The following is a 14468-nucleotide window of genomic DNA, read 5'->3' as shown; positions in this document are numbered from 1 at the left end:
CGCAACTGTACAACCCGCTTGGGAAACAGTGTCCGAACCCGGCCCTACGACTGTGCCGGGCGGCGCCCGTCGTGGCGTGCCCGCACCGCCCGCAGCGCGACGGCGTACAGCCCGAGGACCGCGGCGAGCAGCACGTGGTAGGAGGGCGGCAGCCCGGTCATGCCCAGGGCGGCGCCCAAGGGGCCGGGCGGCAGCAGCAGGCCGACGGCGGCGAGGACGGCGGCGGCACGGCCGACGGGCCCGGGACGGGTGCCGCCGCGCAGCAGGAACATCACCAGGGCCTGGGTGAGCAGGTTCTCGGTGAACCAGGCGGAGTGGAAGACGGCCTGGTCGTCGAGGGCGTCGGGGCCGCGCAGGGCGAGCGCGAGGACGCCGAAGGTGGCGAGGTCGGCGATCGCGTTGAGCACGCCGAAGCCGGTGATGAACCGCAGGAAGGCACGCGGCCGCAGCACGGTCGGCCGGCGCAGTGCCGCGGGTCCGGGGCGGTCGTGGGCGAAGGCGAGCTGCGCGGCGTCGAAGCAGAGGTTCTGGGCCAGCACCTGGACCGGGAGCATCGGCAGGAAGGGGAGGAGCAGACCGGCGGCGAGCATCGCGATGACGTTGCCGAGGTTGGAGGAGAGCGTGACCCGCAGATACGAGGCGATGTTGGCGCTGCTGCGCCGGCCGGCGGTGACGGCGTGCCCGATCGCGCCGAGGTCCTTCTCGGCCAGCACCACGTCGGCCGTCTCGCGGGCGAGGTCCACGGCGGTGCGGGGCGCGATCCCGACGTCGGCCGCGCGCAGGGCGGGAATGTCGTTGACGCCGTCCCCGAGGAACCCGACGGTGTGCCCGGCGGCACGCAGCCCGGCGACGATCCTGGCCTTGTCCTCGGGGGTGCAGCGGGCGACGACGACGGGGCCGGGGACCGCCCCGGTGCCCACCGGATCCGTCCCGCCCGCCTCCGGACCGGCCCCGTCCGCCGCCACCCCCGCCTCGACGGCTCCCAGCCCCAGGTCCCGGCAGGCCCGTGCGGCGGTGGCCGGGTGGTCGCCGGTCAGGATCCGTATCGTGATGCCGAGGTCGGTGAGACCGCGCAGGGCCTCGGCGGCGCCCGGGGCGAGGGCGTCGCGGAAGGTGACGAGGCCGCGGAAGGTGAGGCCGTGCTCGTCGGCGGCGGTGTAGGGGCGGGTGCGGGAGGCGCGTCGGGCGGTGGCGACACCGAGGACGCGCAGCCCGGCGCCGGCCTCGCGGGCGGCGAGGGCGAGGAGGCGCTCGCGCTCGGCGGAGTTCAGGTCGCAGCGGTCCAGTACGTCCTCGGCGGCCCCCTTGGTGACGAGGACATGGGTGCCGAGGGTGCCGGCGACGACGGCGGTGGCGGTGCGCCGCCCGGGGTCGAAGGGAACGGCGCCGATTCCGTCGTACTCCTCCCCCGCCGGCCCGGCCGCCGTGAGCAGCGCCTCGTCGAGGGCGTCGGGGGCCGGCAGTTCGGCGAGCTGCAGGGTCCACCAGGCGCCGACGGCCGCCCAGCGCAGTACCTCCGGGTCGTTCTCGCCGCCGGGTCCGAGGGCGCGTTCCACGACGGGCCGGTCCTCGGTGAGGGTGCCGGTCTTGTCGAGGCAGAGCACGTCCACCGCGCCCAGGTCGTGCAGCGCGGGCAGCCGTCGTACGACGACCTGGTGGGCACGGGCCAGCAGCGCGGCGCCCCGGGCCAGGCAGGTGGTGACGATCACCGGGAGCATCTCGGGGGTGAGCCCGACGGCGACCGCGACGGCGAAGGGCAGCGTCTCCAGTCCGCGGCCGCGCAGGGCGGCGTTGGCCATGAGGACCAGCGGCGGGGTGAGCAGCATGAACCGGATGAGCACCCAGGAGATGCCGTGCACGGACCGGTCGAAGGCGCTCGCCTCCCGCGGTGCGGCCGCGCCGTGCGCGACGGCGAACCGGGTCCGCTCCCCCGTCTCCACGACCACCGCCGTGGCACTGCCCGAGGCGACCCCGCTGCCCTGGAAACAGAGGTACGGCACCTGGAAGGGCCCCGCATCGGCCGCCCCGGCCGGGTCGGCGATGGCGGGGACGTCGACGGCGGCCTTGGCGACGGGCGCCGACTCGCCGGTCAGGGCGGCCTGGTGCACGGTCAGTCCACGGGCGCGCAGCAGGCGTACGTCGGCCGGAACGAGGTCGCCCGGGCCCAGCCGGACGACGTCACCCGGGACCAGTTCGGCGACCGGGACCTCCCGTGCCCGCGGCTCCGCGCCGGCGCCGGCGCGGCGCAGCACGGTGGCGGTGCCGGCGACGAGTTCGCGCAGGGCGGCCAGCGAGCGGTCGGCGCGGTGTTCGCCCGCGGCGCGCAGACCGCAGCTGACCGCGACCAGCGCGAGGATCACGACGGCCGTCCCCCAGGAGGCGACGAGGGCGGAGACCAGGCCGAGGGTGAGGAGGACGGCGGTGAAGGGGTCGCGCAGGGCGCGGGCGCAGCGCAGCGGCCAGGACACGGTGTGCGGCAGGGGCGGCGAGTTCTCGCCGAGCTCGGCGAGCCGGGCCGCCGCCTCGGCCTCGGTCAGCCCGCGCGGTCCCGTGTCCAGCCGGCGCAGCACCTGCAGCGAGGTGGCGGCCTCGCCCTCAGAGACCATGGAGCCGTCGGGGGGCCGCAAGCCCGGCGCCGGTGGTGCGGGCGCCGAGGCGGCCGACGAGCAGGCGCACGACGTCGACGACGTCGGGGTCGTCGACGAGGTACACCTGGCGGCGGCCCTCCCGGCGGGAGCGGACGAGGCCGGCGAGCTTCAGTTTGGTGAGGTGCTGGCTGACGGCGGGCAGTGCGCCGCCGACCCGCTCGGCGAGGCCCGTGACATCGCTCTCGCCCTGGGCCAGCGCCCACACGATGTGCAGCCGCGCGGGCGAGGCCAGCAGCCCGAAGGCCGCGGCCGCCTCCGCGAGCACGTCCGCGGTGGGGTCCTCGTAGCCACTGCCGGGCACCGTCGCCACCGTCGTGGTCCTCCTTGTCCACCGCGTTCCGTCCACCGCGCCGAAGCGGCCGGTCACGGGTCGGAGCACAGTTTAGGACGCGGGAACTTATCGGCCGCCGCGCAAGTTTCTACGGTGTTGTAGAAGTAATTTCTTGGCAAGCAGGTCTCTTACCGACCGAGGAGTGAGTGCGCATGGCCCTGTGGGACCGCATCAAGGAGTCCGCGACGCAGATGCAGACCCAGCTGGTGGCGAAGAAGAACGACCTGAAGAGCGGTGCGTTCCGCGACGCGAGCATGGCGATGTGTGCGCTCGTGGCCGCCGCCGACGACACCATCGACCCCGCCGAGCGCCAGCGGGTCGCCCAGCTCATCGCCACCAACGAGGTGTTGCAGAACTTCCCGGCGGACGACCTGCGCCGCCGTTTCGAGGAGAACCTGAACAAGCTGACCACCGACTTCGCCTTCGGCAAGGTGAGCGTGCTCCAGGAGGTCGCCAAGGCGAAGAAGAAGCCGGCCGAGGCGCGTGCCGTCATCCAGATCGGCATCGTGATCGGCGGCGCCGACGGCGACTTCGACAAGACCGAGCAGGCCGTGGTCCGCGAGGCGTGCTACACGCTCGACCTGCCGCCGCACGAGTTCGACCTCTGACCGCGCGGGCCGGGGCCGGCGGCGGGACGGCAGCGTCCCACATCCGCCGGCTCGTGGCCCGGCAGAGTGCGGTGAGGGCCACGGCCGCCGCCGAGCCGACCTCCCGGGGCGCAGCGGCCGCGTGGTCACCGCGGAGAACATCGCGGAAACGGCGAGGGCGGGCGCGAAGCCGCGACGGGTGAAGAGGGTCGGTTTCGGGAGGGGCGCGGTCGCGCGGCGCTGCTGCCGTGCGAAGGCGGTCAGGGCCGGCAGGCCGGGCCCGAGCAACGCCCAGCCGTGCAGCAGGAGTTCAGGCTGCGGGTGGGCGCCGGCTGCTCGGGCGGTTCCCCACGCCCCCGAAAAAGAGCGCCGGCCGCACAGATGCCGGCCGGGAGGAGCCGCGGCAACGGCGTCGGCCGGACGAGTCCGGTCCGGCCGACGCCGTTGCCGTCGAGCACGCGGTCAGCTGCTGAGGCCGACCTTCTTCAGCCAGGCCTGGGCGACGTCCAGCGGGTCCTTGTTGCCCGACTGCACCTGGGTGTCCAGGTCCAGCAGGGTCGCCGTGTCGAGCTTCGCGGAGACGGCGTTCAGGGCGTCGGTTGCCGTCTGGTTCAGGGCGCTCTTGTATACGAGAGGCTGGACGTTCTCGAAGCCGAAGAGGTTCTCCGGGTCCTGGAGGACGACGAACTTCTCCTTGGTGATGGTCGGGTCCGTGCTGAAGATGTCGGCGGCCTGCACCGAGTTCTTCGTCAGGGCGGCCTCGGTCAGCGCGCCGCCCGCGTCGAGTGCCTTGAAGGACTTGAACTCCAGGCCGTAGACGGACTTGAGGCCGACCAGGCCCTGCTGGCGGGTCTGGAACTCCGGCGAAGCGCCGATGGCCAGGTCCTTGGCGATGCTCTTCAGGTCGCCTATCGAGGACTTCTCGGTGAGGTTGTACTTGGCGGCGGTGGTCGCGTTGACCGTCACCGTGTCCTTGTCCTGCGCCTCCGCCGGGTCCAGCAGCGTCAGCTTGGAGTCGAGCTTGGCCTCGATGGCCTTGGTGGTCTCCTCGACGGTCTTCGGAGTGGCCTTCGGATCGAGGTAGGCGAGCAGCGCGCCGTTGTACTCGGGCAGGACCGAGATCGAACCGTTCTTGAGCAGGCCGTAGGTGGTCTCGCGGCTGCCGATGTTCGGCTTGTAAGTGACCTTGACGCCCTTGGCCTTGAGCGCTTCGCCGTAGATGTCCGCGATCAGGGTGCTCTCGGCGAAGTTGTTGGAGCCGACGACAACGGTGTCGCCGCTCGCCTGGCTGTCCGACAGGGGGTCGGACTTGCTGTCGTCGGAGGAGGAGGAACAGCCCGCCAGCAGGGCCGTCGTCGCGGCGAGCGCGACGGCCGCCACGCCTCGGTATGTCCGGATTGACCTGCTGGGAAGGGTGTTGGAAGTCACGGTTGCCGTTCCGGGAGCTGTGGGAAGGGTGGGGGTGTTGCGAACCACTCCGCACGATCCAATCCAGCCCGTTCTCGGTCAGTCAAGTGTCTCCGGGTCACCGATTGGCTTCGATCCGTGGCCAGTTGTGGACGGAGAGCGGTCTCTTTGTAACGGATTCTTGATAAAGAGCAAGCGGAATGGCGCTTCAAGAAAGCTGTAGTCTCACCGAAGTTGATATCGGTCACAGCGGTGCACGGGGCCCGCTACTCGGTGTCGTTCCGCAACAGCTCGGGGTGAAGACGCCCCCCACAGACCAGACACCCTCATGAAGGAGGCCCGGTGTCCACGAACCAGGTGGACGCGCCCGTCCGGCCCGCCCCGGAGCGGAGCGGGATACGGGGATTCGCCGACCGTTGGCCCTTCCGGCGCAAGCTCAACCTGCTGGTCGGTGTGCCGCTCGCCGTGATCGTCGTCCTGCTGGCGTACGTCTTCACCGATCTGCTGCAGCAGTCCAGCAGCGCCGAGTCCGCGGCCCAGATGGTGCGGCACAGCGCGGCAGTGGCAACGCTGGTGGACAAGGTGGAGGCGGAGCACCAGCAGGCGATCCTGCTGTCCGCGCGGTACGAGTCCGGTGACAGCAAGCCCTCGGGGGCCGCCTACGACGCGGCCCAGACGGCGGTGGACGACCAGGTCCAGACGGTCCGTCAGGTCTTCGGCGGCGACCTGCCGGACACCGAGACGAGCGCCCTGCGCCAGGTGGAGGGCCTGTCCAGCCTCCGCCAGTCCGTCGAGCAGGCCTACCTGCCGGCCGACAACATCGACCCTGCGTACGCCAACGCGGCCAACGACCTGATCGACGGCCTCGGTCTGGACCGCAACACCAGCCTCGCCTCCACCTTCACCGGGAACCTGCTGGACTCGCTGCTGCGCGCGGACGCCGCCCACGGCGCCTTCGAGACCAACGTGCTCGCCGCGACCACCGGGGACACCAACGCGCTGATCGAGTTCACCAACGCGGTCGGTGCCTACGACCTCTACCAGCACCAGGCCGGCCGCTTCACCCGGTTCGCCACCGAGGGGCAGGCCCGGCAGCTCGCCGACATCGAGCACACCAAGGCGCAGAGCACCATCGCCGAGTCCTTCGCCGAGCTGCAGATCGACCCGACCAAGCTGGTGTCCGGCGACCAGGACCAGATCCGGCGGGCCGTCAAGGACGCGCTGAGCGACTACCCCGCCTATCACGACCAGGCGGCCGCCCGGCTGACCATCACCACCTCGTTGATCGACCAGATCGCCGACCGGGCCGACGCCGCCGACCGGGCCGCCGAACTGCGGGCGAGCCTGCTGCTGGGCGGCGCGCTGCTCGGCTTCGTCCTGTGGCTCGCGCTCTCGGTGCTGGTGCGCCGCTCGGTGATCCGCCCGGTGCAGGCCCTGACCGGGGTCGCGCACGAGGTCGCCGAGGTGGCGGGCCGCGAACTCGCCCGGGTCGCAGACGACGACGCCGAGGACTCCGGCCCGCCCCGGCTGCGGGACATGCCGGTCACCGCCCGCGACGAGATCGGCGACCTGGCCGAGGCGTTCAACCAGGTGCAGACCACGGCCGCGGCCCTGCTGGAACGCCAGGTGCTCAGCCGCCGCAACACCGCCGAGATGTTCGGCAACGTCGGCCGCCGCGTCAGCAACCTGACCACCCGCCAGCTCGCCTTCATCGACGCGGTGGAGCGGGCCGAGACCGACCCGGCCCTCCTCGAACGCCTGTACTCCATCGACCACATCGCCGTCCGTCTGCGCCGCAACGCCGACAGCCTCATGCTGCTGGCCGGCATCCGCGAGACCGTGCTGGCCGCGGGCCCGACCCCGGTGTCCAACGTCGTCCGGGCCGCGCTCGGCCAGATCGAGGGGTACCAGCGGGTACGGCTGTACGCCGGCACGGACGCCATGATCGAGCCGGACATCATCGGCGACCTCACCCTGATGGTGGCGGAACTCCTGGAGAACGCCGTGACGTTCTCGCCGGCGGGCAGCCCGGTCGAGGTGACCGTGCGCTCCAGCGACCAGGGTGCGCACATCGTCGTCACCGACCACGGCCTCGGTATGAGCTCCGAGCGGCTGGCCGAGGAGAACGCCCGGCTGATCCGCCGTGAGCGCCTCGACCTGGTGCCGACCAAGGTGCTCGGCCTGTTCGTGGTGGGTGCGCTGGCCCGGCGCTGGGAGATCAGCGTCGAGCTGACCCGGACCCCGGGCGGCGGTGTCACCGCCGAAGTGACGCTTCCGGCACGGTTGTTGCTGACGATGAGCGCGGTGGCCGACACCACCGGCAGCCCGCTCACCGTGGAACCCACGACATCGACCGAGCCGACCGGACCGACCCCCGCGGCCTCGCTGCCGACCGGGCCGGCCCCGGCGCGGGGTGGCGCGGCCACGCCGAGCTGGGCCTCCGGCCCGGAGCACGCCGCCGCGGAGGCCGAGGGCCCCCTCCCCCGCCGGGTTCCACGCCGGGAGCCGGCCGCCGGCGACGGGACGGCCCCGCTGCCCCCGGCGGCCGACGCCACGGCCCCGCTGATCCCCGCCGCGCGCTCCGGTGAACCCCCGGCCGACAACGCCGACGGCACCCGCCCCCTGCGCCGCCGGGTACGCGGCGCCACCCTGCGCACCACCGTCGGAGCCGCCCAGGCCCTCTCCCAGCCGCCGCGCACCCGCGACGCCGAGGCCGAGCGGGACGCCCTCGACGAGTTCGAGGCGGCGGTGGAGCGCGCCCGGCGCGACAGCGACACCGGCAGCCACGAACGGCCCGCGCCGCACACCGAACCGAACCCGCCGCACGACCAGATCCACCTTCCGGAAGGAGCCGAGCAGTGAGCACGTCGACAGGTGACACCCCGACGGGCGGCGTCACGCCGACCGACCTGCAGGCGGCCGCAGCCGACTTCACCTGGCTGCTGAACCGCTTCGCGACCGAGACCGCAGGCGTGGTGGACGCGATCGCCGTGTCCTCCGACGGTCTGCTGATCGCCGTGTCGGAGCTACGCGAGCGCGCCCACTCCGAGCGTTTGGCCGCGATCGTCTCCGGCATCACCAGCCTGGCCGCCGGCGCCTCCGGCAACTACGGCCTGGGCGGCCTCAACAAGGTCATCATCGACCTGGAGGGCGGCCATGTCATCGTCTCCGCGATCGGCAACGGCGCGGTGCTCGGCGTGGTCGCCGACAACGAGGCCAAGCTCGGCAACATCGCCTACGAGATGACGCTGTTCGCCAACCGCGCGGGGGCGGCGCTCAGTCCGCAGCTCGTCCTGGAGCTGAAGAACAGCGTCGGCGTCCCACAGACGCGCTGACCGGCAACGCCGGTCGGCACAGCCGAGAAGGCCGAGAGAGGAAGACACAGCCATGGCGGACGGCACCCCGCCCCCGGGCCCGGACCCGGTAGGCCCCGCCCCCGCCGTACGGCCGTTCCTGGTCACCGCCGGCCGGGTGGCGGACAGCGCCTCCGGACCGGCGATGCCCGTCGAGACCCAGGTGGTGGCCACCACCGCCGGGCTCGCCGTGCTGGACCGGCTGTCCTTCGAGCAGCACGACATCATCGCGGCGTGCCGGATTCCGCAGTCGCTCGCGGAACTGGCGGCCCGGCTGCGGCTGCACCTGAACGTGGTCCGGGTGCTGGCAGAAGACCTGCGCGAGGCCGGGCAGCTGACGGTCCACGTGCCCGACTTCGAGGCCACCCACGACTCGTCCGTCCTGCGCAGGGTTATCGATGGCCTGCGGGCCATCCCCGACTCCCGAGGGGTACTCCGTGACACCGACTGACTCGCTGACCCGGGGCGCCGGGCGTACGGCCGTACGGCCGCCGCTGCCGGTGAAGATGGTCATCGCGGGCGGTTTCGGCGTGGGCAAGACCACCGCCGTCGGCTCGATCTCGGAGATCGAGCCACTGACCACCGAGGCGTCCATCACCGAGGTCGCGGCCGGCGTGGACGACCTCTCGCTCACGCCGCGCAAGACGACCACGACCGTGGCGATGGACTTCGGCTGCATCACCATCGACCCGACGCTGAAGCTGTACCTGTTCGGCACGCCCGGGCAGGAACGGTTCGGCTTCATGTGGGACGACATCGTCGAAGGGGCGCTCGGCGGTCTGGTGATCGTTGACACGCGTCGCCTGGACGACTGCTACGCCGCCGTCGACTACTTCGAGCACAAGGGGATCCCGTTCGCCGTCGCGATCAACGCGTTCGACGGGCAGGTCGAGCACACGCTGGACGAGGTGCGGTGGGCGCTCGATGTCGCCGACGGTACGCCGCTGGTCGTCTTCGACGCGCGTGAACGGGGTTCCGTTCGGGATGCCCTGCTCGTTGTTCTGGAACTGGCGCTGGCACGCAGTGGTGGGTAGTGCCGGTTGTGGGGAACTGCCGACCGGTTGTGGCTGGTCGCGCAGTTCCCCGCGCCCCCTGGGGGCGCTAACTCCGACGTACGCCGGGTGAGACCGTCAGTCTCGCCACCGCCCAGAAGATGCCCAGCGTGACCAGGGCCATCGCCGCCACCAGGGTCGCGCCGCCGACGACCTTCTCGTAGTTCTTCTGGTAGAGGCCGTCGATGATGTAGCGGCCGAGGCCGCCCAGGCTCACGTATGCCGCGATCGTCGCCGTCGAGACGATCTGGATGGCCGCCGAGCGCAGGCCGCTGAGGATCAGCGGGAGGGCGACCGGGAGTTCCACCTGGAAGAGGACGCGTGCCTCCGGCATGCCCATGCCCCGCGCCGCGTCCACCGGGGACGGATCGACGGAGCGCATCGCCTCGTACGTCGTGACCAGGATCGGCGGTACGGCGAGGATCACCAGCGGGATCATCACCGGCAGCATGCCGAAGCCGAGCCAGATGAACATCAGGACCAGCAGGCCGAAGCTGGGCAGCGCCCGGCCGGCCGTGGCGATCAGGGCGAGGGTGTTGCCGCCGCGGCCGTAGTGGCCGGTGACCAGGCCGATGGGCAGGCCGATGACGGCCGCGTAGGCCAGCGCCTCCAGCGAGTACTGGATGTGTTCCCAGAGGCGGGTGGGGATGCCGTCGTAGCCGTGCCAGTGGGAGCTGTCGCTGAAGAACGCGTGGATGAAGTTGAGGACGTTCACCGGGTGCTCTCCTTCGGCATCCAGGGCGTCAGCACACGGCGGACGAGGACGAGGAACGCGTCGGCCAGGATCGCCAGCACGGCCGTCGTCACCACGGAGTTCACCGCCAGCTCAGGGCGGTGGTACAGGTTCGCGTCGTTGAGCAGGTTGCCGAGGGCGCCCTGGTTGCCGATCAGCATGCCGACGCTGACCAGGGAGATGCTGGAGACGGTGGCCACCCGCAGGCCCGCGATGATCGCGGGCACGGCGATCGGCAACTGCACCTGGAAGTAACGGCGTACCGGCCCGAGGCCCATCGCGGTGGCCGCGGCGAGGGTCTCCGCCGGGACCGAGCGGACGCCGTCCACGATGGCCGGGACCAGCACCACCAGGCTGTAGACCGCGAGCGGGATCATCACCGTCGTCTCGGTCTGGCCTGTGTAGTCGATGAGGACGACGAAGAAGGCCAGCGAGGGGATGGCGTACAGGATCGTGGTCACGCCGAGGACCGGCGGGTACAGCCAGCGGAAGCGCACGCAGAGCTGGGCGATGGGCAGGGACACCAGCAGACCGGCCAGGACCGGGATGAGGGCCTCGCGCAGGTGCAGGCCGATCAGCCCGAAGTAGGTGTTCTGGAGGTCGCTCGGGATGTCGAAGAAGCCGCTCATCCCCCGACCTTCGCGTCGTCGCGGCCCTCGGCGTGGGCGGTGCGGATCGCGGCGCCGATGACCTGCTGGGAGACGACGCCGACCGCGCGTCCCTCACCGTCCACGGCCACGGCCCAGCCGGTCGGCGAGAGGACGGAACCGTCGAGGGCGGCGCGCAGCGAGTCCCGGCCGGGGACGAAGGGCCGCCCGTACGGGATCAGTTGCTCCGGGCGGATCGACCCGGCGGTGAGGGCCCGCGGCTCGCCCCAGCCCAGCGGCCGGCCGTCCAGGTCCGTCACGAGGAGATAGGGCGCGTCGGCCGTGGCGCGGGCGCCGAGCCGGGTGGCGTCGGCGTCGATCGCGACGATCGGCGCGGTCTGCAACTCCAGGTCCGCGGACGGGAAGAAGGAGAGCCGCCGGATGCCCCGGTCGGCGCCGAGGAAGTCCTCGACGAAGGCGTCCGCGGGGTCGGTGAGCAGTTCGGCCGGCGGGGCGTACTGGGCGAGATGGCCGCCGGTGCGCATCACCGCGACCATCGTGCCGAGCTTGATCGCCTCGTCGATGTCATGGGTGACGAAGACGATCGTCTTGCCCAACTCGTCCTGGATCCGCAGGAGTTCGTCCTGGAGGCCCTTGCGGACCACGGGGTCCACGGCGGAGAACGGCTCGTCCATCAGCAGCACCGGCGGGTCGGCGGCGAGCGCCCGGGCCACGCCGACGCGCTGCTGCTGGCCGCCGGAGAGCTGGTACGGGTAGCGCTTGGCGAGGGCCGGGTCGAGGCCCACCCGCTCCATCAGCTCGGCCGCCCGGGCCCGCGCCTTCTGCTTGGTCCAGCCGAGCAGCCGGGGCACGGTGGCGATGTTGTCGATGATGGTGCGATGCTGGAAGAGACCGGCGTTCTGGATGACGTAACCCATGGACCGGCGCAGGGTGTTGACCGGCTGCGCGTGGATGTCGGCGCCGTCGAGGAGGATGCGGCCCTCGGAGGGCTCCACCATCCGGTTGATCATCCGCAGGGTCGTCGTCTTGCCGCAGCCCGAAGGGCCGACGAAGACGGTGATCGAGCGGTCCGGTATCTCCAGGGACAGCCGGTCGACGGCGACCGTGCCGTCCGGGTACCGCTTGGTGACTGAATCTATCCGTATCAAAACGCCGAATACCCTTCGGGTTTGGCAGAAAGTGCCCAGTTATCGACCACGGTCGCCGTGGTGGAGGCTGTTGCCGCAGAGTCTAAACCGGAAGTGTTTCAGCGCTTTGGCAGCTGACTGATCCTCTTCAGTTTGTGACCTACCGGCCGGTCACTGTGCGCCACCTGTGAGTTCGCTGATTCTCATGCCCCGCTCAGTGAGGCCTCAGGACCGCCCCAGACAGCGCCCCGATCGTCATGGTCATGAACGAAACGAACGCGGGAGGCGTGCGGCGCCGGTCTTGGCTCGCCCAGCGCAACGGGCTCCGCCTCCACGAGGTCCCGGTCGACCGGACCGAGGGCTCCACCCGCGTCCCCGCCGTCGAGCCCATGGAGTACGCGTCATGACGACCCTCGCCCCGCCTCCCGCCCCGGTCCAGGACGGCCGGCACCGGGCCGCCGCCCCGCCGGTCTCCCGCGCCAGAAGGCTGTTCCTGGGTGCCCCCGACGACCCGCGCTGGGCCCGCCCGGCCCTGTGGGCGATCCTGCTCCTGGCCACCGCCCTGTACGCCTGGAACCTCACCTCCGTCACCGGCAACACCTTCTACGACGCGGCGGTCTACTCCGGCACCAAGAGCTGGAAGGCGTTCTTCTTCGGCGCCCTGGACGCCGGCAGCTTCATCACCGTCGACAAACCCCCCTTCGCCCTCTGGGTGATGGGTCTGTCCGCCCGCGTCTTCGGGTACGGCACCTGGCAGTTGACGCTGCCGATGATCGCCGTCGGCGTCGGCTCGGTGGCGTTGCTGTACCGGCTGGTCAAGCGGGACTTCGGGGTCGTGGCGGCCACGATCGCCGCGCTCGTCCTCACCCTCACGCCGATCACCGTCGCCATCGACCGCGACACCAACCCCGACCCGGTCCTGGTCTTCCTGATGCTGCTGGGCGCCGCCGCGCTGCTGAAGGCCGTGCGCACGGGCAGGTTGGCGCCCCTCGTCTGGTCGGCGGTCGCGATCGGCTTCGCGTTCAACACCAAGATGATGCAGGCGTACGTCGTGCTGCCCGCGTTCTTCGCGGTCTACCTGTGGGCCGCGAACCTGTCGTTGGGCCGCCGTGTCCGCAACCTCGCCGTCGCCACGGCCGCGTTGGTGGTCAGCAGCGCCTGGTGGATGGTGGTCGTCGACCTGATCCCGGCCTCCTCGCGGCCCTACGTCGGCGGCTCCACCGACAACACGGTCTGGGACCTGGTCATCGGCTACAACGGCTTCGGCCGGATCTTCGGGGCGAGCTCCTCGGTGGGCTCGGCCGGCAACGGCGCGAGCTTCGGCGGCAGTTCGGGCCTGTACCGGATGTTCAACGACATCATGGGCGGCCAGATCTCGTGGCTGATCCCGTTCGCCGCGGTCGCCCTCGTCGGCGGGCTCGTGCTGCGCGGCCGGGCGCCGCGCACCGACGCCAGGCGGGCCGCACTGATGCTGTGGGGCGGCTGGTTCGTCCTGCACTTCCTGACCTTCTCCCTCGCCGAGGGCACCTTCCACCCCTACTACGTCACCGCCATGGCGCCGGGGATCGCCGCCCTGGCCGGCGCGGGCGGGGTCATGTTGTACAAGGCCTTCCGGGAGGGCTCGGCGGCGAGGTGGGGCTGGGTTCTCCCGGCCGCCGTCGGCGCGAGCACCGTCTGGGCGGTCGTCCTGCTCCAGCGGGTCTCCGGCTCCGGCACGGTGTACACGGTCGCCGAGGTGGTCGCCGCCCTGGCCGGCACGGTCGCGGTGACCGGGCTGCCGGCCGGACGGTTCATGAAGCGGCAGAGGCTGATCGGCCTCGCGGCGGTGGCGGCGGTCGTCGCCCTGCTGGCCGGACCGGCCGCCTACTCCGTGTCGGCGGCCACCGGCGCGAGCACCAACGGCACCAACCCGACGGCCGGGCCCAGCACCGGTGGCGGCATGGGCGGTACGGGCGGCGGTGGCGAGCGCCCGAGCGGCGGCTTCCCCGGCGGTTCCGGCTCGAGCAGCTCCGGAACCAGCTCCAGCTCCACCGGCCAGGCGATGGGCCGGCCGCCGTCCGGCGCCGGCTCCTCCTCGTCCACCTCGCCCTCCTCGGCCGGCAAGTCCTCCGGCGCGGACGGTCAGACGGGCGGAGGCACCCAGGTCACCTCCGAGACGATCACGTACCTCGAGAAGCACCAGGACGGCGCGACCTGGCTGGTGGCCGTGGCCACCGACCAGACGGCCTCCTCGATCATCCTGGAGTCCGGCCGGCCCGTCATCTCCATGGGCGGCTGGTCCGGCAGCGACGACGCGATGACCCTCGCCAAGCTCAAGAGCCTGGTGAAGGCCGGCAAGCTGCACTACGTCGTCGTCAGCAGCGACGGCGGCCAGGGCACGAACTCGGAGATCGCCGCCTGGGTCAAGAAGCACGGCACGGCGGTCAGGTCCTCGGCGTCGAGCTCGACCAGCAGCGGCCTGTACCGCCTGGACGCGTCCGACGTCGGCTGACCGCCCCTCTGGAGCGCCTGTGGCTGGTCCCACCTGTAGGGGCGCTGGGGGTACCCCCGGCCGAAGTCCGGGGGAGGAACTGCGCGAGCGACCACACACCCCTCGCACCCGCCCACACACCCCAGCCACCC

At 71.9% G+C, this 14468-nt stretch carries 13 protein-coding genes; 7 read left to right on the top strand and 6 right to left on the bottom strand.

What is annotated here, in order from left to right; translation table 11 throughout:
* Positions 1-44: 44 nt before the first annotated feature.
* Positions 45-2606, bottom strand: a complete 2562-nt coding sequence (gene mgtA / locus JF597_RS13870) for a magnesium-translocating P-type ATPase (protein ID WP_293993647.1) — start codon at positions 2604-2606, stop codon at positions 45-47.
* Positions 2596-2958 (bottom strand): metalloregulator ArsR/SmtB family transcription factor, encoded by a 363-nt coding sequence (locus tag JF597_RS13865; RefSeq protein WP_293993646.1) that lies wholly within the window; start codon positions 2956-2958, stop codon positions 2596-2598. The genes mgtA and JF597_RS13865 overlap by 11 nt, the downstream gene beginning before the upstream one ends.
* 173 nt (positions 2959-3131) lie before the next feature.
* Between JF597_RS13865 and JF597_RS13860 the strand changes: the two genes are divergently transcribed.
* On the top strand, positions 3132-3587 hold the full coding sequence (locus tag JF597_RS13860) for a tellurite resistance TerB family protein (protein ID WP_293993644.1): 456 nt from the start codon (positions 3132-3134) through the stop codon (positions 3585-3587).
* A 441-nt stretch (positions 3588-4028) separates the two neighbouring features.
* On the opposite strand, the gene JF597_RS13855 is transcribed toward JF597_RS13860, so the two are convergent.
* Positions 4029-4994: an ABC transporter substrate-binding protein gene (locus JF597_RS13855; RefSeq protein ID WP_293993642.1), complete on the bottom strand. Its 966-nt coding sequence runs from the start codon at positions 4992-4994 to the stop codon at positions 4029-4031.
* Between the two features lie 321 nt (positions 4995-5315).
* Here JF597_RS13855 and JF597_RS13850 point away from each other — a divergent pair, with 321 nt between their 5' ends.
* From JF597_RS13850 to JF597_RS13835, 4 genes are read left to right on the top strand one after another with little or no spacing between them, the layout of a single operon-like run.
* Positions 5316-7835, top strand: coding sequence for an ATP-binding protein (locus JF597_RS13850; RefSeq protein ID WP_293993641.1), 2520 nt, complete (start codon positions 5316-5318; stop codon positions 7833-7835).
* A complete protein-coding gene (locus JF597_RS13845) occupies positions 7832-8308 on the top strand; it encodes a roadblock/LC7 domain-containing protein (protein WP_132890098.1) in 477 nt (158 codons plus the stop codon). Before JF597_RS13850 ends, JF597_RS13845 begins: the two co-directional genes overlap by 4 nt.
* A 52-nt stretch (positions 8309-8360) precedes the next feature.
* Positions 8361-8777, top strand: a complete 417-nt coding sequence (locus tag JF597_RS13840) for a DUF742 domain-containing protein (protein ID WP_293993637.1) — start codon at positions 8361-8363, stop codon at positions 8775-8777.
* Complete coding sequence (locus JF597_RS13835) at positions 8764-9360, top strand: ATP/GTP-binding protein (RefSeq protein ID WP_293993635.1); 597 nt, start codon at positions 8764-8766, stop codon at positions 9358-9360. Before JF597_RS13840 ends, JF597_RS13835 begins: the two co-directional genes overlap by 14 nt.
* 67 nt (positions 9361-9427) lie before the next feature.
* Here the strand turns inward: JF597_RS13835 and JF597_RS13830 are convergent, their stop codons facing one another.
* The 3 genes from JF597_RS13830 to JF597_RS13820 are packed head-to-tail and all read right to left on the bottom strand — an operon-like array spanning position 9428 to position 11867.
* A complete protein-coding gene (locus JF597_RS13830) occupies positions 9428-10093 on the bottom strand; it encodes an ABC transporter permease (RefSeq protein WP_293993634.1) in 666 nt (221 codons plus the stop codon).
* Positions 10090-10740, bottom strand: a complete 651-nt coding sequence (locus tag JF597_RS13825) for an ABC transporter permease (protein WP_046732640.1) — start codon at positions 10738-10740, stop codon at positions 10090-10092. The genes JF597_RS13830 and JF597_RS13825 overlap by 4 nt, the downstream gene beginning before the upstream one ends.
* Positions 10737-11867, bottom strand: a complete 1131-nt coding sequence (locus JF597_RS13820; RefSeq protein ID WP_293993631.1) for an ABC transporter ATP-binding protein — start codon at positions 11865-11867, stop codon at positions 10737-10739. Before JF597_RS13820 ends, JF597_RS13825 begins: the two co-directional genes overlap by 4 nt.
* Positions 11868-12109: 242 nt before the next feature.
* Between JF597_RS13820 and JF597_RS13815 the strand changes: the two genes are divergently transcribed.
* Together JF597_RS13815 and JF597_RS13810 are read left to right on the top strand one after the other, a co-directional pair.
* Positions 12110-12253 carry a hypothetical protein gene (locus JF597_RS13815; protein WP_293993630.1) on the top strand — a complete coding sequence of 48 codons (144 nt, stop codon included), beginning with the start codon at positions 12110-12112 and terminating at the stop codon, positions 12251-12253.
* A complete protein-coding gene (locus JF597_RS13810; protein ID WP_293993629.1) occupies positions 12250-14337 on the top strand; it encodes a glycosyltransferase family 39 protein in 2088 nt (695 codons plus the stop codon). The genes JF597_RS13815 and JF597_RS13810 overlap by 4 nt, the downstream gene beginning before the upstream one ends.
* The last annotated feature ends 131 nt before the right edge of the window (positions 14338-14468 follow it).

It is taken from the genome of Streptomyces sp., assembly GCF_019510245.1.
Lineage (GTDB): Bacteria > Actinomycetota > Actinomycetes > Streptomycetales > Streptomycetaceae > Streptomyces.
This window is presented reverse-complemented; position numbering and strand designations above follow the sequence as displayed.

Excerpts from the sequence above, each read along its gene's own strand:
- JF597_RS13840 (WP_293993637.1), top strand. The coding sequence starts at position 8,361 with ATGGCGGACGGCACCCCGCCCCCGGGCCCGGACCCGGTAGGCCCCGCC.
- JF597_RS13815 (WP_293993630.1), top strand. The coding sequence starts at position 12,110 with ATGAACGAAACGAACGCGGGAGGCGTGCGGCGCCGGTCTTGGCTCGCC.
- JF597_RS13860 (WP_293993644.1), top strand. The coding sequence starts at position 3,132 with ATGGCCCTGTGGGACCGCATCAAGGAGTCCGCGACGCAGATGCAGACC.
- JF597_RS13810 (WP_293993629.1), top strand. The coding sequence starts at position 12,250 with ATGACGACCCTCGCCCCGCCTCCCGCCCCGGTCCAGGACGGCCGGCAC.
- JF597_RS13825 (WP_046732640.1), bottom strand. The coding sequence starts at position 10,740 with ATGAGCGGCTTCTTCGACATCCCGAGCGACCTCCAGAACACCTACTTC.
- mgtA (WP_293993647.1), bottom strand. The coding sequence starts at position 2,606 with ATGGTCTCTGAGGGCGAGGCCGCCACCTCGCTGCAGGTGCTGCGCCGG.